This is a genomic window from Pollutimonas nitritireducens, from assembly GCF_002849615.1.
Taxonomy (GTDB): Bacteria; Pseudomonadota; Gammaproteobacteria; order Burkholderiales; family Burkholderiaceae_B; genus Pollutimonas; species Pollutimonas nitritireducens.
Genome location: NZ_PDNV01000008.1, coordinates 23,281 through 49,412, shown reverse-complemented (window position 1 = coordinate 49,412; position 26,132 = coordinate 23,281). Strand labels below are relative to the sequence as shown.

At 56.6% G+C, this 26,132-nt stretch carries 26 protein-coding genes and 2 pseudogenes; 18 read left to right on the top strand and 10 right to left on the bottom strand.

All coding sequences use genetic code 11. From position 1 onward, the window contains the following. Window positions 1-66: 66 nt before the first annotated feature. Window positions 67-159: pseudogene (locus CR155_RS21090) on the top strand (mechanosensitive ion channel domain-containing protein); the annotation flags it as partial. Continuing rightward, window positions 140-457 carry an esterase-like activity of phytase family protein gene (locus CR155_RS13100; RefSeq protein WP_102070488.1) on the top strand — a complete coding sequence of 106 codons (318 nt, stop codon included), beginning with the start codon at window positions 140-142 and terminating at the stop codon, window positions 455-457. The pseudogene CR155_RS21090 and the gene CR155_RS13100, both read left to right, overlap by 20 nt. 275 nt (window positions 458-732) lie before the next feature. Here the strand turns inward: CR155_RS13100 and CR155_RS13095 are convergent, their stop codons facing one another. Next, a complete protein-coding gene (locus CR155_RS13095; protein ID WP_102070487.1) occupies window positions 733-1,656 on the bottom strand; it encodes a LysR family transcriptional regulator in 924 nt (307 codons plus the stop codon). Between the two features lie 143 nt (window positions 1,657-1,799). Here CR155_RS13095 and CR155_RS13090 point away from each other — a divergent pair, with 143 nt between their 5' ends. After that, window positions 1,800-2,210, top strand: a complete 411-nt coding sequence (locus tag CR155_RS13090) for a RidA family protein (RefSeq protein ID WP_102070486.1) — start codon at window positions 1,800-1,802, stop codon at window positions 2,208-2,210. 247 nt (window positions 2,211-2,457) lie between these two features. Here the strand turns inward: CR155_RS13090 and CR155_RS13080 are convergent, their stop codons facing one another. After that, window positions 2,458-3,297, bottom strand: a complete 840-nt coding sequence (locus CR155_RS13080) for a type II toxin-antitoxin system HipA family toxin (protein ID WP_199171756.1) — start codon at window positions 3,295-3,297, stop codon at window positions 2,458-2,460. Between the two features lie 355 nt (window positions 3,298-3,652). Here CR155_RS13080 and CR155_RS20685 point away from each other — a divergent pair, with 355 nt between their 5' ends. Next, window positions 3,653-4,786, top strand: coding sequence for an NAD-dependent epimerase/dehydratase family protein (locus CR155_RS20685; RefSeq protein WP_143705203.1), 1,134 nt, complete (start codon window positions 3,653-3,655; stop codon window positions 4,784-4,786). Window positions 4,787-4,847: 61 nt separating this feature from the next. Continuing rightward, window positions 4,848-5,852, top strand: a complete 1,005-nt coding sequence (locus CR155_RS13075; RefSeq protein ID WP_158238271.1) for a Bug family tripartite tricarboxylate transporter substrate binding protein — start codon at window positions 4,848-4,850, stop codon at window positions 5,850-5,852. Window positions 5,853-5,879: 27 nt separating this feature from the next. Here the strand turns inward: CR155_RS13075 and CR155_RS13070 are convergent, their stop codons facing one another. Further along, entirely contained in the window at window positions 5,880-6,482 is a 603-nt protein-coding gene (locus CR155_RS13070; RefSeq protein WP_102070483.1) for a TetR/AcrR family transcriptional regulator, read from the bottom strand. Between the two features lie 209 nt (window positions 6,483-6,691). Between CR155_RS13070 and CR155_RS13065 the strand changes: the two genes are divergently transcribed. The 7 genes from CR155_RS13065 to CR155_RS13035 all read left to right on the top strand — a co-directional run bounded on the left by CR155_RS13065 (window position 6,692) and on the right by CR155_RS13035 (window position 13,659). After that, window positions 6,692-7,396, top strand: a complete 705-nt coding sequence (locus tag CR155_RS13065) for a glutathione S-transferase family protein (protein WP_102070482.1) — start codon at window positions 6,692-6,694, stop codon at window positions 7,394-7,396. A gap of 37 nt (window positions 7,397-7,433) precedes the next feature. Beyond that, window positions 7,434-8,153, top strand: a complete 720-nt coding sequence (locus CR155_RS13060) for a haloacid dehalogenase type II (protein WP_102070481.1) — start codon at window positions 7,434-7,436, stop codon at window positions 8,151-8,153. 60 nt (window positions 8,154-8,213) lie between these two features. Further along, complete coding sequence (gene yghU, locus CR155_RS13055; protein WP_102070480.1) at window positions 8,214-9,092, top strand: glutathione-dependent disulfide-bond oxidoreductase; 879 nt, start codon at window positions 8,214-8,216, stop codon at window positions 9,090-9,092. A gap of 468 nt (window positions 9,093-9,560) precedes the next feature. After that, entirely contained in the window at window positions 9,561-10,481 is a 921-nt protein-coding gene (locus CR155_RS13050) for a LysR substrate-binding domain-containing protein (protein WP_158238270.1), read from the top strand. A gap of 112 nt (window positions 10,482-10,593) precedes the next feature. Continuing rightward, on the top strand, window positions 10,594-11,574 hold the full coding sequence (locus CR155_RS13045) for a Bug family tripartite tricarboxylate transporter substrate binding protein (RefSeq protein ID WP_158238269.1): 981 nt from the start codon (window positions 10,594-10,596) through the stop codon (window positions 11,572-11,574). A 54-nt stretch (window positions 11,575-11,628) separates the two neighbouring features. Then, entirely contained in the window at window positions 11,629-12,900 is a 1,272-nt protein-coding gene (locus CR155_RS13040; RefSeq protein ID WP_102070477.1) for a M28 family peptidase, read from the top strand. 15 nt (window positions 12,901-12,915) lie between these two features. After that, entirely contained in the window at window positions 12,916-13,659 is a 744-nt protein-coding gene (locus tag CR155_RS13035; protein ID WP_102070476.1) for a sulfite exporter TauE/SafE family protein, read from the top strand. Here the strand turns inward: CR155_RS13035 and CR155_RS13030 are convergent. After that, window positions 13,651-14,034 (bottom strand): LysR family transcriptional regulator substrate-binding protein, encoded by a 384-nt coding sequence (locus CR155_RS13030; RefSeq protein WP_233214259.1) that lies wholly within the window; start codon window positions 14,032-14,034, stop codon window positions 13,651-13,653. The genes CR155_RS13035 and CR155_RS13030 overlap by 9 nt on opposite strands. Here CR155_RS13030 and CR155_RS13025 point away from each other — a divergent pair. Continuing rightward, window positions 13,916-14,983 (top strand): CaiB/BaiF CoA transferase family protein, encoded by a 1,068-nt coding sequence (locus tag CR155_RS13025; protein WP_233214256.1) that lies wholly within the window; start codon window positions 13,916-13,918, stop codon window positions 14,981-14,983. The two genes, CR155_RS13030 and CR155_RS13025, sit on opposite strands and share 119 nt — an antisense overlap. Before the next feature lie 433 nt (window positions 14,984-15,416). On the opposite strand, the gene CR155_RS13015 is transcribed toward CR155_RS13025, so the two are convergent. Continuing rightward, a complete protein-coding gene (locus CR155_RS13015) occupies window positions 15,417-16,130 on the bottom strand; it encodes a GntR family transcriptional regulator (RefSeq protein WP_102070475.1) in 714 nt (237 codons plus the stop codon). A 326-nt stretch (window positions 16,131-16,456) separates the two neighbouring features. On the opposite strand from CR155_RS13015, the gene CR155_RS13010 reads away from it, so the two are divergent. The 5 genes from CR155_RS13010 to CR155_RS12990 all read left to right on the top strand — a co-directional run bounded on the left by CR155_RS13010 (window position 16,457) and on the right by CR155_RS12990 (window position 22,014). Continuing rightward, window positions 16,457-17,338 carry a branched-chain amino acid ABC transporter permease gene (locus tag CR155_RS13010; RefSeq protein WP_233214254.1) on the top strand — a complete coding sequence of 294 codons (882 nt, stop codon included), beginning with the start codon at window positions 16,457-16,459 and terminating at the stop codon, window positions 17,336-17,338. After that, window positions 17,335-19,149: a branched-chain amino acid ABC transporter ATP-binding protein/permease gene (locus tag CR155_RS13005; RefSeq protein WP_102070474.1), complete on the top strand. Its 1,815-nt coding sequence runs from the start codon at window positions 17,335-17,337 to the stop codon at window positions 19,147-19,149. Before CR155_RS13010 ends, CR155_RS13005 begins: the two co-directional genes overlap by 4 nt. Next, entirely contained in the window at window positions 19,136-19,858 is a 723-nt protein-coding gene (locus tag CR155_RS13000) for an ABC transporter ATP-binding protein (RefSeq protein ID WP_102070473.1), read from the top strand. Before CR155_RS13005 ends, CR155_RS13000 begins: the two co-directional genes overlap by 14 nt. A gap of 71 nt (window positions 19,859-19,929) precedes the next feature. Continuing rightward, window positions 19,930-20,856, top strand: coding sequence for a 3-hydroxyacyl-CoA dehydrogenase (locus CR155_RS12995; protein WP_102070472.1), 927 nt, complete (start codon window positions 19,930-19,932; stop codon window positions 20,854-20,856). A gap of 21 nt (window positions 20,857-20,877) precedes the next feature. Continuing rightward, window positions 20,878-22,014 carry an ABC transporter substrate-binding protein gene (locus CR155_RS12990; RefSeq protein ID WP_102070471.1) on the top strand — a complete coding sequence of 379 codons (1,137 nt, stop codon included), beginning with the start codon at window positions 20,878-20,880 and terminating at the stop codon, window positions 22,012-22,014. A 193-nt stretch (window positions 22,015-22,207) separates the two neighbouring features. On the opposite strand, the gene CR155_RS12985 is transcribed toward CR155_RS12990, so the two are convergent. From CR155_RS12985 to CR155_RS21080, 5 genes and pseudogenes are all read right to left on the bottom strand, one after another. Further along, window positions 22,208-23,827, bottom strand: a complete 1,620-nt coding sequence (locus CR155_RS12985) for a Fic family protein (RefSeq protein WP_102070470.1) — start codon at window positions 23,825-23,827, stop codon at window positions 22,208-22,210. A gap of 323 nt (window positions 23,828-24,150) precedes the next feature. Continuing rightward, window positions 24,151-24,480 (bottom strand): annotated as a pseudogene (locus CR155_RS12980) (type IV toxin-antitoxin system AbiEi family antitoxin domain-containing protein); the annotation flags it as partial. 314 nt (window positions 24,481-24,794) lie between these two features. After that, on the bottom strand, window positions 24,795-25,259 hold the full coding sequence (locus CR155_RS12975; RefSeq protein WP_102070469.1) for an MlrC C-terminal domain-containing protein: 465 nt from the start codon (window positions 25,257-25,259) through the stop codon (window positions 24,795-24,797). A 258-nt stretch (window positions 25,260-25,517) separates the two neighbouring features. Then, the gene (locus tag CR155_RS21085; RefSeq protein ID WP_233214252.1) at window positions 25,518-25,856 is read right to left on the bottom strand and encodes a lytic transglycosylase domain-containing protein; all 339 of its coding nucleotides are present in this window, start codon (window positions 25,854-25,856) and stop codon (window positions 25,518-25,520) included. Then, entirely contained in the window at window positions 25,849-26,010 is a 162-nt protein-coding gene (locus tag CR155_RS21080; RefSeq protein WP_233214251.1) for a lysozyme family protein, read from the bottom strand. Before CR155_RS21080 ends, CR155_RS21085 begins: the two co-directional genes overlap by 8 nt. Window positions 26,011-26,132: the final 122 nt, after the last annotated feature.

Genomic DNA, 26,132 nt, shown 5'->3' with positions numbered 1-26,132 from the left:
GCCTGGACCCACGCATGGCTGGGGTCGCTTGTTCTGCTCGTCCAGGTATTGATTATTGTGATCGGCGCCCGGAGCGTACTTTCGAACATCTTCTGCGCCTTTTTGATCTTCACTGCGCGCCCGTTTCGCCTGGGCGATTATGTGGAAATTCTCGATACCCATCGATGCCATCCCCGTGGCGCCTGCCAGGGGAGGGTTTGCGGATAATGGCGTCACCGAAATACTGGCGGTCGATCATGAACGGTTCCTGGTCGTGGAACGCTCGGCAGCGCAAAACGAGGCGGGGCAGTACCGCAACTTTATTCGTGTCTACGAAATAGATACATCCGACGCCATGGATGTAAGCCATGTAGTGTCGCTGGCACATGCCGATTTTCAACCGGTGGCCAAGCGTCTGGTGCTCGACCTGACGACGCTTGATCGGCCCAAGCTGAACAATATCGAAGGCATGGCGTGAGGGCCCAGACTTGCCAATGGGCATGGCAGCCTGGTGCTGGTGTCGGATGATAATTTCAACGCCAGCCAGGTTACACAGCTGCTGGCATTCGAAGTGATTCTGGATTGTCAGAAATTCTGCATAAAAGGCTGCCTATGCTAAAGCCCGCTTTGGCCTGCACCGCCATGCCGTGGAGGACAGCCAGCAAGAATGCTGCAAGCACACCGGCTTTAGCGTTCGTTGGTAAGTCACCCTCGGCCTTGCCCGCCCACGGTCGGCCCAGCGCAGCGGTTCAGTCATCTCTTGAGGGTCGTAACAGGCACGTGCAGCGCCATCAGCTCGGCGATCCAATCCATGAACACACGCAGTTTCGTGCTGACATGCCGGTTCGGGGGAAAAGCAAGGTAGATAGGCATGGGTTCCAGCACCCAGTCCTGGAACAGGTGGATCAGATCACCACGTTCGACGTGTGCTTTGGCCATATAGCTTGGCATCCAAAGCACGCCCATTCCGGCCAGGCCAGCCGCAAGATAAGCATTGCCGTCGTCGACCGCCAAGGCGTAGCGGCCCTGTACGGTTACGCTGTACCCGTCGCGATGCATGGTGCGCGCAAGAACACTTCGGGTGCGCGACCATAGAAAACCAACGATGCGGTGATGGGCATCTTCCAGTTCTTGCGGACGGGTGGGTAGGCCCGCCTGTGCTAGGTAAGCAGGTGCAGCGTACACGCCCATCTGCAGGCTGCCCACATGCCGCGCCGCCAGCGACAGGTCGTTGAGGTCGCCGCCACGTATCACGCAGTCCACATTTTCATCTATCAAATCCACTACCCGGTCGCTGACACCCAGGTGTAGTTGGATATTGGGATATTTTGCATGGAACGCAGGCAGGGCTGGCACAAGAATCATGCTGGCAAACGGGCTGGGCACGTCCACCCGCAGTGTGCCCCGTGCAACTGCCGAGGCACTAGACAGACTGGTTTCGGCATCGTCCATGTCCGCCAGCAACCGCAGCACTCTTTCATAATAGGCGGCGCCGTCGGCGGTGACATTCACCTTGCGTGTGGTGCGATTAAGTAATCTGACACGCAAGCGCGCCTCCAGTTGCTGCACCAGCTGTGTCACGCTGGTCCTGCTCATGTGGAGCGTATCGGCTGCCTTGGTAAAGCTGCCGGTTTCCACCACACGGGCGAATGCCTGCATTGCATCGAAACGGTCCATCTGTACTCCAGTCTGTTTTATTGTTTGGGTTTTGCAAACAATGTTGAGTGTGATTGCCAGTTTATCGTCGAAGTGCAGATCGTTAAAGTTGCTTCATGACTAACACCGGTCGATGTCGACCGATAGATGATGGAGATACTTCAATGACAACACGTGACGCCATTTTTCCCGCTGGTCGGCATGACCTCTACATGCTGCATACCTATTCCGCAGCGATCAGATCAGGTGATCTCCTGTTTGTATCAGGCCAGGTCGGCAGTCGCAGCGATGGCTCGCCCGAACCGGACTTCGAAGCTCAGGTCCGTTTGGCATTCGCCAATCTCGAGGCTACCCTGCAAGCGGGTGGATGCGGGCTTGACGACATTGTCGACGTGACGACCTTTCATACCGACCCCGAAAATCAGTTTGGCACGATCATGACCGTTAAAAACGAAATCTTCCCGGAAGCGCCGTATCCGAATTGGACGGCGATTGGCGTCAACTGGCTTGCAGGGTTCGACTTCGAGATCAAAGTCATCGCGAAGCTGCCTTCGGCAGCGGAGCGCGGTTCGTGATTTTATCGACTATTCAAAGCGTGCCCGACTGAAAGAGTTCAACGTATTCGTAGGTTCGCCGACAACCGTGGCCGATGAAATGGAGAAATGGTTTGTCGAAGGAGGATGTGACGGCTTTGTTATTTCGCCCACGCATACGCCCGGCAGCTACGAAGATTTTGTGCGCATGGTGGTGGCCAGAGCTGACCCGATTGAAGGCTTTCTGCAGAGCCCGGAGCGGGACCGGAGAGTGTTGAGTCATGGCTACCTACGTGGTCACGATCGGCAGTGTGTCAAGGTGCTTGTCGATTGCGGTAAGGACGTCTTTATCCATAGGCAGGTGGCCTTTCTCGCTGGCCCAGCGTTGCATGAAAAGCGCAACGGTTTCCTCCGCGGTATCCAACACCAGCTTGCGTGGCAGGGCAGCTTTGGCGGCCAAGTGCTCCAGTTCGTCCATGGTGTAGTCGGAGAATTCTTTGCTGCGGCTGAATGTCAGGGCGGATCTGTCTCCCGGAATATAGGCAATAGTGGAGACGAAGTCGTACGCGGGCGACAGCTCGGCATGCTGTCGGTCGCGATAGATGAGCGACCAGTTCTTCAGGTGCATGTCGCCGTTGCCGATGAGGACATTGAACGTCGCCCTGCGGATAAACTCGGCAATGTCAGCGTTACCGGACTCGGCAGCGATGACCCGGGCCAGGCTACGGTAGCTGGCTTTTTCATACTTCGACTGCGGGTACACACTGAACACTTGGGCAAAATCCTCGATGTGAACGCTATGGCGATCATCCATTCGATCAAAGCGTTCGATGATGAATGCTTTGCTGCCCAAGTGGTCGATACCTTCGGGCAGGTTCTTGATGGACGAGACATCGACCAGATCGATAGCGGGAACGTCGATGCCCACCATCTTGGCCAGCGTCATCATTGAGAACTCGTTCTCAGGCACACGCCTGAAGTCTCGAGAAGGCAGTTTGACGATCCAATGCCCGCCGATGCCCCGGGACGGGATGGTCAAGCCACCCGAGGCGACGATCGAGCTGGAGGTATAGAATGATGGCGCGCTGCGTGGCCGCGTACGGGAACGTGATCTGATGGTGGTCGACAATGGATATTGGGAAGCGTTCAGGTCTTAGGTAGCGCGGTGAGTGACTTTTGTCTTATATCCGGCTGACCGTTCGCGGCCTTAGCTGGCGCCATGGGGGCATTGGCTGCCGCAGCGCCTATTCATGATCTTGCCGAGGCTATGAGCCACCTCCAGACGCAAGCCCCGGACATGTTGGTAGAGTGCGAGCACGCCAGTTTTGTCTACGCGATTACGTGAAGGTTCCGGATACCGCCGAAAAGTCCGGGATTTATATTCGTATTTATCGAAAAGCGTTTTCGGCTTCCGCGATTGATTCAAAAGCGCCTGATCGGCAGAATGTCTTCAACTTCCATTAACCAAGTGCGAATGGAAAAAAATGATGGAGACAAGCCTTTCCAGGGCGGGAGACAGTGTGGCAACGATCAATCATCCGCAATTCAGCCGGTGCGCCCTGGTCGTTGGCAGCACAGGAACAGCCGGCTCCGCCATATATCGCGCCTTGAACAATGCCGCAGGGTGGTCTATTGCAACACTGCATCGACGGCCGGCGCATTCCTTGGCGGAAGACGGCGGCAGCAAGGAGCCCTCTCTTCGTAAAGCGCTATACGCCGATCTGCTTGAGCCCGACAGCCTGCATGCCGCTCTGGCAGACGGCCTACCCATTACGCACCTCTTCTTCAGCGCCAGGCTGAACGCAGCCACTCTGGATAGCGAAATAGAATGCAATGTTCAAGCGCTCGAGAATCTGTTGTCCGAGCTGCTTCACGGAGACAACCTAATAGAACGCGTCATGCTGATGCAAGGAAGCAAGTGGTATGGCAGCCATCTGGGGCGTTATCTTGTGCCCGCCGTGGAGACCGATCAAAGTGCCACGCCGTACTATTATCACGAGCAGCAAGCCTTGCTGGAACGCTTTGCGGCAACCACAGAACTGACCTGGTCGGCGCTGCGACCCCATACTGTTCTGGGATTTTCGCCCCGGCCTTTACATAACATTCTGTTCCTGATGGCCCTTTATGCCGCGATATGCGCGCAGCGCGGCCAAGCGCTGGATTTTCCAGGAACGCAGGACCGTTACGTGCTGCCCACCACCGCGACGAATTCCGACATATTGGCCAAAGCGGCAGTATGGGCCGCCACATCGGCTTCGGCAGCCAACCAGGCTTTCAATATCAATAACGGCGATGTGCTGAGTTGGCAAGCGATATGGCCTGATATCTGTAATTTTTTCTCTCTTGAAGTGGGTAAGCCGGCAAGCCTGCGGTTAAGCGAAGAAATGCCGCGCCACCAAGGCGCGTGGTCCGGAATCGTAAACAAGTACGGCCTGGTCGGGACTGCCTGGCCGAGCGCAAAGGAATGGGCCTATGCCGACGGCATTTTTTCCCCCGCGCGCATCGACATTATCGATACAAGAAAAATCCAACAGGCCGGTTTCGACTGCCACGCAAACACGCATCAATCCATTATCGGCATTCTGCATCGGCTCCGGCGTGCGAGGCTTATCCCCTGACAACGCTTGCACCCGCCTGCGCATGGCGCCATCGCATTGCCAACAACCTACGGAGAACGTCATGACTGAAAAGGCATTTAAGGGACTTAAATCATTTAGGCGCATGTTAAGCGTCGCACTAAGCTTGTCAGTCTTTGGACTGGCACCACAGGCGTGGGCTGCGGAATCTTACCCGGCCAAACCGGTGCGCGTCATCGTGCCATTCAACGCCGGCGGCAGCACGGACGTGGTGGCGCGTGCCGTTGCAAAAGGGCTAAGCGAGAAGCTAGGTCAAACCTTCGTCGTAGAAAACAAAGGCGGGGCAGGAAGCGCGATCGGTACTGCCGAAGTGGCGCGGGCCAAAGCCGATGGCTACACGCTGCTGTTCACCACCAGCTATTTTTCCTTGAATCCTGCCATCACCAAGAATGTAAATTACGATCCCGTCAAAGACTTCACTCCCATCACCAATATCGCCTTCATGCCCATGGTGCTTTTCGCCAAAGCCGATTTGCCGGCCAAAACAGTCGCGGAGGTGATCAGTCTTGCCAAAGAAAATCCCGGAAAGCTGAACTATGCATCCAGCGGCAACGGCGGCCCACCGCATTTTGCCGGCGCATTGTTCGGCAAGCTGGCCGGCGTGCAGATCACCCACATCCCTTATGGCGGCGCGGCACCCGCATTATTGGACGTTGCAGCAGGCCGGGTCGACATAAGCTTCTCAACCTTTTCGTCCGCGCTGCCCTTCTTGAAGAGCGGGCGCATACGGGCAATCGCCGTCGCAAGCAATGAGCGTTTCGCGGATTTTCCCGATGTGCCCACATTCGCCGAAGCCGGCCTGCAGGGACTCGACATGGCGACCATGTATGCCTTGCTGGCGCCTGCCGGTACGCCGCGTCCGGTTGTCGACCGAATTTATCAAACGGCAATGGACTTGATAGCAGAGCCTGCAATGCGCAAGCTCATCATCGAGCAGGGAGCCCAGGTCGTCGGCAATTCACCGGATGAATTTGCGGCATTCATTCGCGCTGACGTCGCGCGCTGGGCCAAAATGGCGGCTGAAACGGAGGGTGTGCGGCAGGAATGATGGCTGACCTTGCCTCTGCACGGGCAATTATGTTGTTCCACCTACCCGGGAGTCGAGAAGAGCCAGGGTGGGGCGAACCATACCTTCGAGCAATGCCCGTTGTGGCCTTGTCCTGGCAATGACGCGCAGTCCGATATGAACGCCCAACAGCATGCGTCCTAGGTCTGTGGCGGTTTGGGTTGCGGTTATCGTTCCGTCTCGCTGGCCGGCTTGGACGCATCGGCGAAAGAACGCCTCGATATGCTCGAGAACCTCGGTGATGATCTTGCGGAATTCCGGATCGTGGGGAGCGACTTCCAATGCGGAGTTCACAAGCATGCATCCTCTTCGCTGCTTGTCGTCCAGAGAACGCTGAATGATTTCCGCAAAAAAAGCGCTGATGGCCTGGAGTGGCGGCAGCTTGCCTTCCAGCCGGCGCACGCGGTCTGCAAAGCTGGTCTCGATGTAATGATTGAGCGCCCTGCGGTATAGGGTTCGTTTGTCGCCGAAAGCGTTATACAGGCTGGCGCCGGTCAGCCCCATTTTCTTGGCCAGCGCCCTGATCGAGGTCGCTTCGTAGCCGCGTTCCCAAAAGCAGTCGATAGCGGCTTCCAGGACTTCAGTTTCATCGAACTCGCGTGGTCTGCTCATATAACGGCCATTGACGTGTTCCTGCACATGGCATGTATTGCTCTCGTGCTTGACTATTTTAGATCGATTGATATAAAACACAAGTATTTTAGATCGACCGATTTAAAACATAAAGTTCATGTTCAGTAGCTTGCCAGCTGCCAAAGAAAATTTTTCTCTTTGAGACTCGGTTATGCCGTTGCGAAACTACCAAATTGGAGAATTTGCAAATGATCCGTTTTTATTATCATCCAACACCTAACCCCGCCAAGATTTCACTTTTTCTGGAAGAGGCCGGGCTGGATTATGAAGTGGTCCCGGTGGACACCAGCAAAGGCCAGCAGCACGACCCGGAGTTTCGCAAGATCAACCCGAACGGCAAGGTTCCCGCAATCGTCGATCTGGAAGGACCCGGCGGACAGCCCGCGGCGGTCTTCGATTCCACTGCCATCCTGCTTTATCTGGCCGAGAAGACGGGCCGATTTCTTGGCCAGACGCAGGACCGTCCGGCACTCTTGTCGTGGTTGCTTTTTATCGCAAGCGGCATCGGTCCGTTCTCGGGGCAGGCTGTACATTTCCAGCACGCTGCGCCTGCGGGCCTGGACTACGCCGTCAATCGCTACCGCCGCGAAGCCGAGCGTCATTACAAGGTCCTGGACGATCACTTGAGTGATCGAGAATTCATCGTCGGCAATGAATATACGATCGCCGACATTTCTGCTTGGGGATGGCTGGATAGAGCGTCCAGGGTGATGAAGGGAGACGAGGATCCGTTGGCGCTGTACCCGAACATCAAACGCTGGTTTCGGGGGGTCGATGCCCGACCCGCTGTTGCACGCGCACGCGCGGTCGCATCCGATGTCGAGTTCAAAAAAGTGAATGACGAGGAGACCCAACGTGCGCTGTTTCCCTCGAACTTCGCACCGGTGGTTTGAACCGCCATTTGTATAACCCATAGTTTGAGGTCTGAACATGAACGAACAGGGCAACAAAGCAGCGGTTAAGGGCCATCCCAGGACAGGTATAAAGGCTATCGTGTTCGATCTTTACGGGACGCTGTACGACGTTCATTCGGTCGTTCAACGGTGTGATGCTGCGTATCCCGGCCGAGGCATCGATATCAGCACGATGTGGCGGCAGAAACAGCTCGAATACACCTGGTTGCGCAGCATGATGGGGCAGTATATTTCGTTTGAGCAGGCGACCTGCGACGCGCTGGTTTACACCTGCAATCGCTTGAAACTGGATCTCGACGAGACAACCAGCACCGTGCTGTGCAATGCGTATCTGAACCTGTCGCCGCATCCGGAGGTACCCGCTGCACTACAGCGATTGAAAGATATGGGGCTGCCGCTGGCCATCTTGTCCAATGGGTCGGTTTTCTCGATAGACAGCGTTGTAAAGAATTCTGGCTTGCAAGAATATTTCACTCAGCTGCTCAGTGTTGAGCGGATCGGGGTATTCAAGCCCGACTTACGCGTCTATACGCTCGCTTGCGAAGCGTTGGGTCTGGCGCCACATGAGATTCTCTTCGTCTCGTCTAATGCATGGGACGCATCGGGTGCGCGCTATTTCGGATTCGACGTCTGCTGGGTTAATCGCCGCGACAATACATTTGACGAACTGGGCACGGCGCCATCATACGTGGTTCGTGGATTGGACGAAGTGCCAGAAATTGTCAGCAACACATAGACTTATACCTGCCCGGCGCATCCATGCCGTCGCGCCATCCTTATCCTTGGAGATACAGCAATGAGCAACACAACCGAATATGCGCCGCCTGAAGTCTGGACATGGGACCAGGAAAGCGGCGGCACTTTCGCCAGTATCAACCGGCCCGTCGCCGGCGCCACCCACGACAAGGAATTGCCTGTCGGCAGGCATCCGCTGCAGCTCTATTCGCTCGGAACGCCGAATGGACAGAAGGTCACCATTATGTTGGAAGAGCTGCTTGCACTCGGCCACACCGGCGCCGAGTATGACGCCTGGCTGATCAAAATCAGCGAAGGCGACCAGTTCAGCTCCGGTTTCGTCCAGATCAATCCCAACTCCAAGATTCCGGCGCTGGTAGACCACAGTGAACCGACGCCGATCCGGGTCTTCGAGTCCGGCGCAATCCTCATGTACCTCGCCGAGAAATTCGGCGCCTTTCTGCCAACGGAGAGGCCGGCCCGCGCCGAGACGCTTTCCTGGCTGTTCTGGCAAATGGGCTCGGCGCCCTTTCTGGGCGGCGGATTCGGCCACTTTTATGCCTATGCCCCCACCAAGCAGGAATATCCAATCAATCGCTACGCCATGGAAGTCAAGCGCCAGCTCGACGTGCTCGACCGTCAATTGGCCGACAACGAGTTCGTGGCCGGCGCCGATTACACGATTGCCGACATGGCCATCTGGCCCTGGTACGGCGGGCTTGTGAAGGGCTGGCAGTACGAAGCGGCCGAGTTCCTCTCGGTACAGGACTACAAGAACGTCGTGCGCTGGGCCGACCAACTCCTGGCCCGGCCAGCCGTCGAGCGTGGTCGTAAAGTCAACCGCATGCGCGGCGCGCTATCCAGCCAGCTACATGAGCGGCATGACGCCAGCGACTTCGATACGAAGACGCAGGACAAGATCGTGGGGGAGCAGGCATAAGCATTACCCGCAAAGCCGTTTTGCTGCCCCGCACCGCTTGCAGACGCTGCATGCGCCACCATTGTAACGGCGACTGCCCGCATTCGTCCTGGAACAAGGCTTGCAAGCGCCCGACTGACAGTTCGCAATGGCTCGAGACCATGATAACCGGCAGGCGTTCGCTCAAATGTTCGAGCATATAGGCTTGCCAGCGAGGCCGCCTTCGCGGTGTGCCGCCTCGACACCGGGCGGAACGGGTAGGCATGCAAGCGGGCTCGCAGTGCTCGTCGGTGCGCGTGATCGATCGCTGAAAAGCAAATGCCTGGGATAATGCATCTATGGAGAGCTTCTTTAAAACCTTGAAAGTCGAAAGGCTATACCGAGCCTCGAACGGATTTCAGACCCCGGTCGCCGCTAAAGCCATTGGGAAAGCAGCATGACCGAATGTACGTGGAATCGAGGCAGGATCACATTACAGGAGCATCGCTGATGAAAGGGTCGCGAGACTCATTGAAGTCGCTGCGTATTTTTATTAGTGCCGCACAGACATTGAATTTCAGCCGTAGTGCTGAAGAATTGAGCTTGACGCAAAGTGCAGTCAGCAAGCATATATTTACTTTGGAGCAGAGGCTGGGCACGGCATTGTTTGACCGCAAAGCCCGAGGCCTTGAACTGACCTACGCCGGCATCCAATACCTGAAACGGATTGGCCCGGCGGTGCATTTGATCGATGAGGCGAGTGCGTTAGTGGCTCATTCTGACGCTCGCGCGGCGCTCAATGTCGTCGTTTCGCCATCTTTTGCTCATTTTTGCTTGCTGCCCAACTTGTCCGAGTTTTTTGCCAAGCATCCGCACATCAAGCTGAATATCCGTCCTCGATTGTTATATGAGCCTCAGGCATTTGAGCCCTTTGATGCAGCTATCCAGCTGCATACCGGCCATGCCGGTGGCCTGAGCACTGAGTACTTGTGTGGTCGGGAAATGGCGCTGGTTGCCGCGCCGGACCTCGTGCAGCGAGAGCGTGCTTTTAGTATTGCAGACCTGGATCGCCTGGTGCTGCTCAAACGTGCACAGAGAGGCTATAACTGGAGCGAGTGGCGGGCTGTTATGGCACCAAACTGGTCCGGCCCTCCGGCAGATGCGCCGGAGTACGAAGGATTCTCCATGCTGCTGCCTGCAGTCACTCATGGGCTGGGTGCCGCCATTGCGCCGCTATGTATGACGCTGGACGCGCTCGATCAGGGCACAGTTGTCAGGCCCTTGGGCGAAGCGGTCATAGGGCGTTACGCCTACTATCTGATGAAACCCGCAGCACGACGCTATGATCCACATGTGGAAGCCTTTTCTGACTGGGTCATGTATTCAGCTCGCCAGCTGCAGCAACGGGTAAATGATTTTATAAGTCGCTGAGTTCGCGATCAGGTATTCCGATCTGGCATGGCTTATGCCCATATATCCGTTCTTGCACGGCAGACATTGTCGTAGACTGGCCCGCTGCGCATTCTCTGAAGGGGATAAAAAGATGAAAAGCTTAAGAAAGATATTTACAGCATCCGTGCTGTTATGTGCACCGTTGGCCATGATGAAACCGGCTATGGCCGAATTTCCGGATAAACCCATCAAGATTGTTGTTCCTTATTCCACGGGCGGTAGTTCAGACAGTATTGGTCGATTGGTTGCTGACCAATTGTCAAAAGAGCTGGGGCAACCGGTTATCATCGAAAACAAGCCAGGCGCCGGCAGCATGATTGGCACAGGCTATGCAGCAGAGGAAGTGCCTGACGGCTATACCTTATTGTTGGTAGATGTACCGTTCACAATTGTGCCTACGCTGTATAAGGATAGAATCAGATATAATGCCAGGGAAACTTTTGCCCCGATCGCTCTGGTTGGCGAGTCTCCCATGTACCTGTTTGTAAATGCCAACGTCAAGGCTAACACGCCCAAGGAATTGGCAGACCTGGCTAAAGCGGCACCTGGCACGATCACGATCGGTTCAGGTGGAAATGGCTCTTTCTCTCATTTGCTGGCTGAGCTATTCATGCGTGAGTCCGGTACCCAGCTTTTGCATGTTCCTTATAAGAGTTCGGGCGCCTCCGTTACCGATCTGGCGGGCGGCCAGATCGATGCAGGCTTCGGTTCTTTGGCCAGCGCTGCGGCGCTTTACCATGCAGGCAAAGTTGTGCCGATTGGTGTTTCTTCGGCCGAACGGCACGCCGATACGCCTGATGTCCCTACCTTCAAAGAGTCCGGTTTTGAAAGCATGACTATTCCAAGCTGGTGGGGCTTGGTCGTTCCTGCGAAAACGCCAGAGGACGTCCGGGCTAAATTGAGCGAAGCTGTCTTGAAAGGGTTGAAAAATCCTCTATTGCAAGAACGCCTGAGCTCTTTAGGGGTGGATGTTCCAAACAAGGCTGATCCTGCAACCATGGCCGACGTGATAGATAAAGATCTGAGCCGCTGGGAAGACGTCATCAGTTCTGCCAATATCGTTTTGAACTGACAGGCCGAGCCCGGTGTCGGCGCATACCTGATAAACCGTAGTAAAGGAATATAGATGGAACAGTGGTTGGCGAATGCAGCTGAAGATGCTGCATTGATGAAGGATTTCAACGCCGTGTGCGATTTTGGTGGTCGTTTGTCGGGAACCGGGCAAGACAGTGCTGCGCTGGACTGGGCGCTTGGACGTCTGGGCGAAATTGGCAACGATGTGCGTCGGATCGATGTCCCCTATGACGGATGGCATTGTGTCGCTGCCACACTCGGCCTTGTTGGAAGTCAGGCTTCCTTGCAGTGCCAACCGCTGTTGCGCTCGGCTTCTACGCCGCCAGAAGGCTTGAATGTCGAGCTGATTGACTTGGGGGCAGGTCGCCAGGAAGATTTCCAGCGTGCAGGTGACAGCATCAAGGGCAAAGCGGTGCTGGTCAGCCACGAATATCCTTTCTCTGGCGAGCATATGCATCGCCGTCGAAAATATGACCTTGCCGTCAATGGCGGCGCCGCTGCATTCCTGATCGCAAGCCCGTGGCCTGGTGCGGGCCATTTATCAGGCTCGTCAGGCAGGGGGTATGGCCAGTTTGGTATTCCTGCTGCCTATGTTGATTTTGAAACCGGACAGGCATTGCGTGAGGCTGCTCGTGGCCGGGCAACCATTGCGCTTGTCATCAATGGCGAAGAAGAGCCCGATGCCCACGCTGGCGTTGGCATCCTGGATATTCCAGGCGGGCGAGACAGCCGTGTTGTGATCAGCGCCCATATGGACGGGCATGATCTGGGTGAAAGTGCACTTGATAATGCCACGGGCGTAGCGGTGGCGCTCGCTGCAGGGCGAGCCTTGGCTGCCCATGTTGGCCCAGACACCCCAGGCCTGCGAATTTGTTTTTTTTGCGCAGAGGAATGGGCGCTGGCAGGCTCGGCCCGCTATCTGGCCGACCTGGATGGCAATGAACGGGCGCGGATGAAGCTGGATATCAATCTGGATACCGTGGCCGGTGATACGAAATTGACAGCATTGTTGAGTGATTTTCCTGCACTGGAGCCCTATATACAGAAAGCGGCGGCTGCTGCCGGTGTGTCTATTGATACCTGGCTGCCGCTCATGCCTAATTCTGACCATGCCAACTTTGCCAAACATGGGATTCCTGCTTTCAGGTTGGTTGCTGGCTTTGATAAACCCGACTCTCGCGTGAACAATATTCTTTCTCCAGGAGATGTTCGGTCCATTATTCAGGAAGCGGAACTACGGCAAGCGCTCAAAGTGACGTGTGCGCTGGGCGGGGTAGCACTCGGAATGTCGGATGTAGAGCTTGATGCCCTGGCTCGCCGTTAACGTACTGACTTTCTAATGGATTGGCTGATTATTCTCGGTGCAGCATTTGCTGCGGGGGCGCTCAATGCTGTCGCGGGGGGAGGTAGCTTCCTGACCTTGCCGGCACTGGTGTTTACGGGTATTCCTCCCGTTGCTGCCAATGCAACGGGCACAGTTGCGCTTTTCCCAGGCTATGTGGCAGGGGTTTGGGGGTTCCGGGAAGATATGCAATCTCCCCCCAGTTTGAGCATGCGCGAAATCGTCCTGCTGTCGTTGCTGGGCGGGGCAGCAGGGGCAGTCTTGTTACTTGTGACGTCGGAGGCAACGTTCAGCAAAGTCATTCCATGGCTGTTGCTGGTGGCCACAGCCGTGTTTGCGTTCGGTCCTCAATTGCGACAATGGGCAGGCTCATCTGACGGCCGGGCTGTGTCGTTCTGGAAGTCCCGTCTGAGCATGCTGGCTGTTGCCGTATATGGCGGCTATTTCAATGGTGGCCTGGGTATTTTGCTGCTTGCGCTGTTCAGCTTGTTGGGTCAAAGCCAACTGAACGCCATGAATGGCATGAAGAATCTGGTGTCGGCGCTGCTTACCTTCATTGCTGTTGTTATCTACGCACTGGGTAATGTGGTGGCCTGGCATCAGGCGCTTGTCATGATGGTGGCCGCAACCATAGGTGGTTATCTGGGGGCACGCATGGCAAGGCGAGTTGCTGCTCAGTGGCTGCGCTGGGGGATTGTTGCGGTTGGACTGCTCATGACGGCTCTGTTTTTCTTAAAGTAGGGCCGGGCGCATCCTTTGACGTCGGTCATGTCTTGCATCAATTCGGCCCCGGGAGCCATGTTGGCTGGCCTTGGCCTTCGTTTGTTTCCGGATCAGGGCGATCAGGGCCGTGCTGGCCGAGGTCTGATCATGCCTGTCCATGAACAGCAAACCGTGGGTACGGATGGGAGTGGGGCCTTCCAGGGGAATGACGCGAAGGGGCTTGTTATGTTCCGCGACCGCGCTGGGCGCCGCGATGATGCCCACGTTTGCAGGCATGAGCAGTCCCGGCATGGCCGGTATCGTGTTCATTTCCGCGATAACGTTGGGCGTCGCGCCGGCAACGTTGAAGCATTCGTCCAGCAGGCGGCGCGTTGAAAAACTGGGCGACAGCAAGACCAGGGATTCGCGATGCAGCTCGGCCGGCGCCGCCGAGCGGCTCAATGTGGGCGAAGAGCGGGTACGCAAACTAAACCCCCGCCTGATCTACTGCTCGATCAGCGGCTTCGGTCCCACGGGTCCAGCGGCCGGGCGGCCTGCCTACGATTCCGTCACGCAGGCCGCCAGCGGTTTCCTGGGCTTGCTGATCAATCCCGAAAACCCGCGTGTCGTCGGCCCCGCACTGGCCGATTCCATCACTGGCTTCTATGCCGCCTACGGCATCCTGGGCGCGCTGCACGAGCGCAACAGCACGGGCGTCGGCCGCAAAGTCGAGGTGTCCATGCTGGAAGCCATGAGCCACTTCAATCTGGATGCCTTCACGCACTACTATTCGGCGGGCGAGGTAATGGGGCCTTACAGCCGGCCCAGCGTTTCCCAGTCCTACGTAATGAAGTGCGCCGACGAGAAATGGGTGGCCCTGCATATGTCCTCGCCCGAAAAATTCTGGCAGGGCCTGGCGACAGCGATCGAGCAGCCTTCATTATTCCAGGATCCGCGCTTTTCCGACCGCGACGGACGCATCCAGAACCAGGAAGCATTAATCCAGATACTGGGCGGTATATTTGCGAAGCATCCCGGTGCAGAATGGTGCCGCCGCCTGGACGCGGAAGATGTGCCTTATGCCCCCATGTACGACACCAGCGAAGCGCTTGAAGACCCGCAGGCCAAGCATCTGGAGCTTCTGGTTTCGGCCAAGCATAAGACCATGGGCGACTTTCGCACCGTGCGTCCGCCGGTTTCGTTTGACGGGCAGCGGAGTACTGAGGTGGTGCCGCCGCCGGTATTGGGCGAGCATAATGAGGAGGTGCTGGGGGCTTTGCGGGGTCGGGTTGAGTCGGTGAGAGGGGGGGTTGAAGCCGTAGATCGGGTTCCGTGCGGCGAGCCAGTGATACTGTCTCGATGATCTCCGTCCATACGCCGGGCTCACTCAGTATTGGCATTTGCTTGGCCAGTGCATTGCTCAGTTCACCGTTGTTATGCTCAATCCCAACCTGATTTGCCGCTGGTTTATCGTACCCGGCCTCTCCGGTATTCTGGCATTTTTCAGCGCCTTGCTCATTACCTCGTTGTTGATCGCCCGCGAACGCGAGCTGGGCGCCTTCGATCAGCTCTTGGTTTCACCCGCCTCCACGCCGGAAATCATCATGCCGACGCTGATGCAATGGCTGGCTCAGGCCATTCCACTGACCTATTTCCTGATCATCGTACAGGGCAGCTTTCTCAAGGCACTGCCGCTCAGAGACATCCTCGCCAGTCTCTGGCCGCTGGCGATCATTGCTCTGGTAGCGCTCGCCGTCGCTGCTGGTAGCCGGACAGGGCTTTGCGCAGCGGTCAGGTCATTCGACAAAATAGGGGCGCCAGCGCGCACGCGAACGAACGATGTGCTCTTCCATGGCGGCATGAGCGCCGGAGGGGTCGGCTGCCGCCATCGCGCTGATAATCTTGGCGTGCTCTTCCACAGCGCCTTCCGTGGCCGCAGCATGGTACCGCAGGCGAAATAAGTGCGAGTGCGCATAAGAACGCGCCAAGGCCTCGGCCACCAGGAGGTTGCCGCTCTGCGTGGCAATCAGCGCATGGAACTTGGCGTCATGCAACGCAAACTTGCCATAAGCCCGCTCAGCATCCTCTGGTTCGGGCTCAGTCATGGCGAGTGCCAACTCAGCCAGCTCACCGCGCGCCACGTCGCCCAGCTTCTGGCAGGCCTGCTCGGCTGCATAAGGTTCGAGCAACAGACGCAGATCATAGATTTGCTCGAATTTGTCCCGCGAAGGCATTGGGGCAGCGCTATAACCCACGTTATGGGTCTTGACGACTAAGCCCTCATTTTCCAACCGTATCAGCGCCGCGCGGATAGGCGTCTGCGAAACTCCGAGTTCGCGCACCAGCGCGTCCACGGAAATTCGCGCGTTCGGCGGAATTCTCAAGGAAACGAGTTGTGCCAGCAGCGTTTCATAGACCTCATCACCCAACGAAGTTCGACGGGCGATACGTAATCGCTTATCCGGCTCTGCCGCTCGGGCAAAGCGGTCTGCCTTGATCGTGTTGGACATAACTCGACTCCTTCAAATAGCTTGACGCGTCCATATTGGCATTGTAGAGTTGCCGATATGATTTCCGATCTGATCGTACATGGGATGGAGGCGGAGCTCAAGTTTAGTCTGGTCTTTACTGGTATTTCTGCTAACGCCCTGATTTCTGGCTATTTGGTCGATCTGCTGTGCCTCATCAAATGTTTTACCCCCGGCAACTGTTGTTTATAAAGATACACCGGTCTTAATCAGCCCTCCGGGCTTACGCCGAGTTGTTCCGACTGAAAACAATGACCAGCCCCAGCCTCTTCGGACCGCGGTGCTGGCACAGGAAAGGAGGAGAAGCTTTGGATTTCTTTGCCATGAATTTCCAGGTGCTGTTTGCCGGCCTTGCGCTTGGATCAATCTATTCCCTTGTAGCTCTAGGATTCGTGCTGATCATTCGCGCAACCAACGTGGTCAATTTCGCGCAAGGCGATTTTGCAATGCTGGGCGGCTTCGCCATGGTGGCCTTCATGGGCGCAGGCTTGCCCTACTGGTTGAGCGTCATCATGGCGCTACTGATCATGGCGGTGATCGGCATGGTCTTCAACCTGGGGGTCTACTATCCCCTGCGCCACCGCTCATTCCTGCCAGTCATCATCAGCACACTGGGTGCTTCGATCTTCATGCAAAACACGGTGCTCTATTTCTTCGGGCCGCAACCCAAGCCCATGCAGCGCGTGTTCGAGACGCAAGGCATTGAAGTGGGCGGCGTGTTCATGGATACGCAATACTTGGTGATACTGGCCGTCACCGCAATTGCGGTGGCCTTCCAGTACTTCCTGTTCGAACATACGCTGCTGGGTAAAAAACTGCAGGCTACCTCGCAAGACAAGGACATGGCTCGCCTGGTCGGTATCCCGGTCGCGGGGATGATCGCCTTTACTTTCATCTACAGCGCCACTCTGGGCGGGATCGCCGGCATACTGGTTTCGCCCGTCTTATTTGTTTCCATTGGAATGGGGGCGATCATCGCGCTCAAGGCGTTCGCGGCCACGATCATCGGCGGCTTTGGCGATATAACGGGTGCCATCGTCGGCGGACTTCTTCTGGGGGTCGTGGAGAGCTTCGGCGCAGCCTACATTTCAGTTCCCTATAAAGACGCCTTTGCCTTTCTCCTTCTGTTCATCTTCCTGCTTGTCAGGCCTCAAGGGATCTTCGGCGAAAAAATCTCGGAGAAAGCATGAAAGACTCGCAATCTACCGATGTCGCTAGCATGGCCGCTCCGCCGTCAGTCAAGACACGCCCCCCATTTGGCACAGGCACCAAAATCGCGTTCTTCATTATGCTGGGCGTGCTGGTAGCCATAGCACCGCTGTTCGTGAGCCTGAGTCCCTACATATTGAATATTCTCATGCAGGCCGCCACTTATTCCGTCGCCGTGCTGGGCATGACGATCGTACTGGGCTATGCCGGACAGATCAATTTGGCCCAGGCTACCTTCTTCGGGCTTGGCGCCTATGCCGTAGCCATCGGAACTGTAGTACTAGGTTTGAATTTCTGGATTGCCTTGCTCATGGGTATCGGGATGGCCGTTGTAGCCGGTTTTGTGTTGGGGTTGACCACGCTACGCCTGGGCGGTCATTACCTGGCCATGATCACCATTAGTTTTCAAATAATCTTCGATCTGGTTCTGGTGAACTGGTCACAAGTCACGCAAGGCCCGGACGGCGTGGCCGGCATCGAGCGGCCGTCGCTATTCGGCTTCGAACTGATCGACGACCGCTACTATCTTTTGCTGTGCATGGTCATCTTGTATGCGGCGATTTTCATGGTTTGGTGGCTACCGCAGACCCGCACCGGGCGGGGCATGCGCGCCGTACGCGAGAACGAGCTGGCCGCTGAAGTCAGCGGCATCAACACCCTGCGTGTCAAGGTCGTCGCTTTTACCATGAGCGCGGGTCTCGCTGGTGTAGGCGGAGCCTTCTACGCAGCCGGTTTCGCCTACATCAGCCCAGACAATTTTAATTTCACGCGCTCTATCGAGTTCCTGACAATGGTATTGCTGGGTGGTGCGCAATCGGCGTTTGGCGGCGTGCTGGGCACCAGCCTTCTTATCCTGCTGCCCGAATGGCTGCGCTTCCTGAAAGAGGTGTACCTGGCGGTATACGGTCTGGCGGTCATACTGATTATGGTATTTCTCCCTGCCGGCATCTGGGGCCTGTTGCGAGCACCGTTGGACCGGCGCCGCAAGCGCCTGACAATAGACGTGGATGCCATCGCAGCGCTCGACTTGACCGTACCGATAGACGACCAGTCGCCCATCCTGCAGATCAATGACGTACGCAAGTACTTCGGCGGAGTGAAAGCAGTGGACGGCGTGTCGCTGCAAGTGGCGCGCGGCACGGTGCATGCCTTGATCGGACCTAACGGATCAGGCAAGACCACGACGCTAAATGTGCTCAATGGAATTTATAGCGCTACGAGTGGCAGCATCACGTTCGACAGCACTGGCATCACCAGCATGTCTCCTCATGAGCGAGCTGGACTGGGCATAGGGCGTACATTCCAGAATATTCGCCTCTTCCCCACAATGTCGGTGGTCGAAAACGTGATGATTGGCGCGCAGCGGGCCAACAATCCTATCGAACCGGGCCGCGAGGCGTTACGGCAGCGAGCGTTGTCGGCACTCAAATTCGTCGAAATGGCCGACAAGGCCGAACTAATCGTGCAGAACCTGCCCTATGGCCATCAGCGCCTGGTTGAGATTGCGCGCGCCCTGGCCGGCCACCCTCGGCTCCTGCTGCTCGATGAGCCTGCGGCCGGCCTGAACCAGACAGAGAAAAAAGAACTTGGCGATCTCCTCAAACGCCTGAGTGGCCATGGCCTGACGATTTTCCTGATCGAACATGATATTGGCCTGATCGAGCAGATATCGGACAAAATCACAGTGCTGAATTTTGGCAAGAAAATTGCCGAAGGCACGCCTCAGGAAGTCCTGCGTCACCCCGATGTCATCACCGCCTATCTGGGAGCGCCCGCGCATGCCGCTACTTGAACTTAAGAATGTCCATAGCGCCTACGGAAATGTGCGAGCGCTCAAGGGCATATCCCTCCATGTCGAAGCAGGCGAAATCGTCACCTTGCTGGGCGCCAATGGCGCCGGCAAGAGCACGACCTTGCGCAGCATCTCCGGCCTCACGCCCGTCAGCGATGGCGACATCCTGTTCGAAGGCAAATCGCTCAAGCGCGTCAAGGCCGAGCACATCGTGCGCCAAGGCATCGCTCACGTACCTGAGGGTAGACGCATCTTCGCGGGCCTGACGGTCAAAGAGAACATCATGATCGGCACCTCTGGCAGAGGCCACTTGCCCCGACGCCAAATGGACGCGGAAGTTGAGGAAATGTTCGAAATATTCCCTGACCTCAAACGCCTGACCGGTGCGCTGGGCTGGAGCTTGTCTGGCGGGCAGCAGCAGATGCTGGCTGTTGCCCGGGGCCTGATGTCCAGGCCGAAGCTGCTCCTTCTGGACGAGCCTTCACTAGGCCTGGCGCCCATCATCGTACAGCAGCTTTTTGCCACTATCCGCAATATACGCAGCCACGGCACAACGGTATTGCTTGTAGAACAAAACGCCAATATGGCGCTATCGGTGGCTGATCGAGGCTACGTGCTGGCGACGGGCAACCTTATCGTGGAAGGCACACCCGTCCAGTTGCAAGACAACGAGGAAGTGAAGGCCGCCTATCTGGGTGGCGGCAAATAACTCTATACCGCCAGCGGCGTACCGCAGCCATCCAGGCACGGCCTGCCTGATCATCTGAAGGACGAAAACTCATGGAAAAGATTGCGATCATTGGGGCTGGACTTATTGGATGTGCATGGGCATCGGTATTTTCACGGGCAGGCCACCCCGTCGTACTGTACGACGCCCAGGCCGTGGCACTTGAGGGGGCGCTGTCCGTCATAGAGACCAGTTTGGTATCGCAGCGTAACGCCGGGCTCATCAGCGAAGACCCAAAGAAGATCATGCAGCGTGTGTGCGTCAATGCCGACTTGAAAGAAGCATTGCGCGGCGCGTCGCTGGTACAAGAAAATATTCGCGAAGCGGTTGACGCAAAGCAAGCAATCTTTGCCCTCATGGACGAAGCAGCCGATCCAGATACGATATTGGCCAGCTCCACCTCTGGCATACCCGCTTCCAGCTTTACCGAAAATCTCAAAGGCCGCTCTCGCTGTCTGGTGGCGCACCCGATCAATCCGCCCTCGTTGGTGCCATTGGTAGAACTGGTGCCCGCGCCATGGACAGACGCCGTGGTCATGGAGCGCGCCCGAACCCTCTACGAAAATGCAGGCCAGGTGCCCATCATGGTACGTCGAGAAATCCTGGGATTTATCGTCAATCGACTACAGGGGGCCCTGTTGGCCGAGGCATTCCGTCTGGTGGAGGACGGCTATATCGACAGTGCCGATGTTGATAAGGCCGTAAAGGATGGCTTGGGGTTGCGCTGGGCATTCATGGGCCCATTCGAGACGATTGATTTAAACGCACCAGGCGGGATTCGTGACTATTGCCACCGGTACGGGCCGCTTTACCTGGACATTGCCCGTCAGGCCCAGCCGCGTGAATGGAACGAAACGCTGCTCGCCAGGCTGGAAGACGAACGACAACAGGAATTGCCGGCCGCGCAACGGCCGGCACGTCAGCAGTGGCGTGACGAGCGATTGACCGACTTAATTACTCATAAGCGCCACACATCATAAAAATGACTCTAGGAGATACAAATGAGAACACGATTGGCTTCAATCTGCACAATTGCGACCCTGGCTATGATGTCGTCCTACGCCCAGGCCGCCGACCCGATCAAGATCGGGATGGTGACCGAAAGCACCGGCGCCAATGCCGAGGCGGGTGTCTACCAGAACAATGGCGCCAAGATGGCAGTCGAAGAGATCAACAAGGCAGGCGGGGTGCTTGGGCGGCAACTCGAACTGCATATTGAAGACAACGGCAGTACGAACCCGGGATCGATACTGGCTTTGTCCAAGCTAACCAGCCGCGGCGACATCACGGCCCTGATTGGCACAGTGCGCAGCACCCAGGTGCAGGCGATGTCGCCCACAGTAAAAAAAACAGGACTTCCCATGATGGTCGGCGGCACTGACGTGGGCCTGACGCACAGCGGCAACCCTTGGATCTTCCGCGCCCGACCCAACGATGGGTACTCGGCCAAAGTGATCGCGTCTTTTGGCGTGGATACATTGAAGCTGAAAAAATGGGCAATCGTGCACTCAACGGACGCGTTTGGGAATGGCGGTGCCAAGGCCTTGACGGCCGCGCTCAAAGAGCACGGCCTGGAGCCAATCACTGTGCAAGGCTTCACCAGCAACTCGCAGGATTTCACCCCCATCGTCCTGGCCATCAAAAAATCCGGCGCGGATGTCGTATCGACTTATATCGCCAATTCGACCGACGTCGGCATCTTTGCCAAGCAACTGCGTCAATTGGGTCTGAACATTGCATGGGTAGGATCTCCATCGATTTCAACCGACACGGCGATGAAACTCGCACAGAACGCCTTGTACGGCACCTATTCGATTGCCGATTATGCGGTGGGCTCCAGCCCGCAAACACAGGCCTATGCCGAGCGCTACAAGGCGGCATTCAACATGGAACCCGACCTGTATTCATCATGGGCGTACGATGCAGTACAGATACTGGCTCTGGGCATGAAAAACGCCAACAGCACCGAGCCGGCAGCCGTCCAGAAAGCCATTCGGGCCATCAAGGACTACAAGGGCGTAGAAGGCACCTACACCTATGACGAGAACGGCGACGGACTGCACGGCTATAACATCGTCAAGAATGAAGACGGAAAAATCAAGTTCGTGGAACATATAGACTTTGCGCCCGGCAAATAGCAGCCATTCCTCATTCCCGGCATCATGTGCGCGATTTCACCATTCGTCATGAATGGTTGAGGTTCGGATGAGTTGTCGGCGCGCGGCGTCCGGCGCAAGCCCGGAGGAAGGCGCGGCGTGGATTTCGGTCACTGAGCCATCAACGACCGAATCGCACGTCATGGCGCCGCCCCCCCCCCGCATCGCTGTGCGTTCATGATTCCCTCCCGGCGGGCCGTGATGGATGGTAGCGGTCGAGAATATGACTATCGGCGGGCGGGTCCTTTTGGAAAGCCAGGGATACGACCTCGATGATCTCCGCCCATACGCCGGGCTCACTCAGTATTGGCATTTGCTTGGCCAGTGCGTTACTCAATTCACCATTATTTTGCTCAATGGATCTAAGAACACGGTCTGCCTGTTGGTCAGGCATTTCAACCACCTCTTTGAGCGCCTGGCGAGCGCGCCCATGGTTGCGTAGATAGCGCGATTGCTCGCGCATCTGTTCCGTCAGAGTACGTTTGACGATGTTGGACAAGTAGACCACATGCGGACCTAAATCAAGATAGCGCCACACAGGGCGAACCTGTTCATTTCCGTTGAACTCGAAGTTGGAAACGACGCCATCCGGATAGGTGGTATGCCTGGATGTGAACGTTATATATTCACGTGCCTCTTGCATCAGGGGTTTGGATACCTCGTCCAGTACGAGGTCGTAACTGCGACGCTCTCCAGAATCGTCGGTGATGACTGCTGATACGGGCAGAATCACCGGCTCGGGCACCGCGCCATCGCGCCGCAATATGTCGTTGATTAGAAAACGATGTACGCGACCATTGCCGTCAGCCAGCGGATGAATGTAGACAAAGCCGAAAGCGGCTACCGCACTGCGCATGACAGGCGATTGTCCTTGTGTGCGCTCAAGGAACACACGAAGGCCTTCCAGCATGGCCGCGACGTCATCGGCTGGTGGCGCTACAAAATGCACAACATCCTGATAGCGTACCGTTTCTCCTACGAAGACGGGCGACTGGCGCAAGCCGAAATGGGTGAGCGTAGTACGCCTGCCCAGTATCTCGCCTTGCAGTTGAGCAAGTGCGGTGTCGCTTAACGGGCTGTCGCCGTGGCCCGTTCGTCGGGCTATGACGTCTGCGAACCGTTCGATGCGGCTGGTACGGTCTGCTTCACCCTCAATGGCAAAACTGGCCTTGCTTTCACGCAGCGTCATCCATACGGCGGCGCGTTGCAGCAGGTCTTCGCCGAATTCGTTCGTCAGGTTCTGGAAGAGCTGCGGTACATCCAAGGCCATGGCCTGGATCGTTGCATCAGTCTTGATGATGGTCGGGCAAAAGTATCGTGTACCCGGCAAGTTGTCATTGATGCGCCAGCGCGATACTTTCACGACGCAATCTGACGAGGCAGCCACAAGCTTGGTGTCGTCGATGGCATGGACATAATTACCGCCGATGCGTTCCGGTATCTGTAAGGTATCTTCGGTCAACCACTCGTACAGAAAGGCAGCCCGGCGGGCATACTGCCCGGTCGGTTCGGCATCGACCCAGGCTTGAACAAAGGCGGGACCAGTCTTGGCGAACAGGCGAGACAAGAATTCGAGGTGCGGCACTTCGTGGCGCAAGTGAAATTGGAGATGTGCTGCGGGCTCTGGTGAGGGGCGCATGGCCTCCGGGTAAGTCTCCAGTCTGTCGCCATGATTGATCTGTGTGGCCCGTCGTCCACCGATCTGGCTTTGTACTGGCATACGCCCGGTTGGGAGAAGCTGATACGCCTGGGCTAGCCACGCCGCGCCAATAGGGTCGTTGGGAAGGTCACTCATGGAATGTTCCTGATGCTGTTGCCGCAGGATGCGCAAAAATGATGAATTTATACTGGCAACGCGTTAATTCGATTATGCCTGCATAAAATTAGTTATAAAATCGTTTTGTGGTGAAAATTTGATTTTTCTACCTGCTCGGCAGAAAACGAGGTTTTTCGGTCTGGCTGTTGCACAAAATGGATTATGCCTGCTCGAAAACGATTAAAAATTAGTATTTCTGCACAAATTAGATTATTTGATCGGCTTGTCACTGTTGCAATAGATTCTGGATTCCAGCCGTGACTCTACCCGCGAGCAGTCGGCGAACCGTATTAGCGTAGGTTTTATCCATGTGGGTTCAGGCTTAATAATGTGCCGTCGGAGAGCTGGCTCATCCAACGCTTGTTGCTGCCCGTGCGCAGGGGATAGCGAGTCAGGAGATCATCGACGTTCACCACCTCGGTTTCTCGCGCCCAGGTGATGAACAGGCGAACGGTCTTCACGCTGGTGCAGCAAGCTAGCAGCTGACCGAGCAGTTCCTTGCGTGGCGAACCCATGCCGTCAAAGAGATTGCGTGCTTCTTCCAGGCTTTACGTGGTACCGGCGTCGTACAGCATTTCCAGCACGGCGCGTTCGGCAACCGATACGCACAGCCCAACGGGTTGGCCGGGCGGCATGCCCTAGGTCTTGGCAGGCAGCGCGTTGAGGCAGGTGCAGGACGCGCCTGGATGTGTATTTGAGGGATTTGCCCCGGCATCGCCGGGTGTTAATTGGTGCGGGAGAACAGAATGGAAGCCAGAAAACGAACTGAACCACGGACCGATTGGGAAAACGCTGTGTATGACGCGCTGTGTGCGCCGGGACGGCGCGAGTTCTGCGGCCGCTCCGACAGACTGGCTTTATGCGGGAAGTCTTGCGAAGCAGGACCGAGGCACGGGAGCCTAAACGCCCTACAGGTACACAGCAGGCCGTCTAAAGAGCGACACGGTCAGAACGCATCCAAAGGATATATCGGCCGCTCCAACTTTGTATAGTTGAACTGCGAAAAATCCGAACCGCACACGCCGGGCCCCGCCACCATAGCGATGTGCTTCGCCAGCGTCCCAAACCCAGCTAGAAAGTGCTGTTTCGACTTGATCAAAATGAACTTCTTTGCCGCCGGGTCAATGCCTGCGTGCATGAAAATACCCACATCAAAAGGCTCTTGCGGCTTCTCCGACACCAGGATCAACACGCCGCCCGCGTCCAGCACCACCGTCCGCCCCAAAGAAAGTTGCATACCGGTGAACATCGGACCGGTCACGGTATAGCGGCCGTCTGTGATGTTCACCACCGTGCCGGTAACCCTCAAGGGCTTGCCGGGCAGGTTGACGGCCGGCATGTCGGTCTTGCCGCCTAGGTCTATCGTACATTGGGTACCCACACCCGCTTCGATATGCCGGGAGAGGGTCATCTCCGGGCGTTGGAAGGGCTTATGAACTAAGTTTTTTCTGAGGCACGATCGCAACCCTGTGGGTTGGTCGTAGCGAGGGGACCGTCAGGCGTCGGAGTCGGGGTTGATCTCTAGTTCGCCGTCACGCGTTTGTGAAAAGCCGTCGGTTGCCAGGTTGGCGCTGAAGCCGTCCGGTGTACCCTCAAGTTGGGTAGGCGGTTCTTGATCGGGTTTTTGCGCTGACTCTTCCTGTGTGACCTTTGTCGTGATCGCGGTTGTTTAATTTGTCACGGGCGCCAAGGCCGGAACCTTGAACTTGGCTTGGGCCAACACTTTACCTACATAGCCATTGGTGAAGCCGCGCTTGAAATTGCCAGTGTTGTAGCAGGACGCCGCGGCGCGTAGGGCAGACTGCGGATCCGTGTGTCGGGGCAACGCTCCGGCATAGCACTCTGCCAATACAGTCTGAGCGGCCGCCAGATTGCGGCAGGGATCAAAGACGGTCTTTCTATCCAGATCCAACCACGCCCAGTTGCGAACATTGATCTGTCCCAGTCCGGCATCGAAGTCGATGCCCTGGTCAATGAATCGCTGCGCTGCTTCGGTGGCTTCAGCCAAAGGATCTAGGTTGCTGCCGCAGGTGCTGGCCCTTGCGGTTCACGTCGATGGCGAACTGTCGGACGCGTGACTCATGGCGAATCAGTGCATGCAGCGTGACTGGGTGAATGTTAGGTGCGCAGCTCAAGGCCAAGGCTGCAAGTTTTGCGATCATGCCTGGCTCCTTTACCGTCCGCCCCGGTGCTTGTGGTTCGTCAAGGAAAAATTCCAGCCTTTAGCCCATAGCCCACTATGGTCGGCAACCCATTTGGCTTGCGCCGCCTCATACTCTTCGGC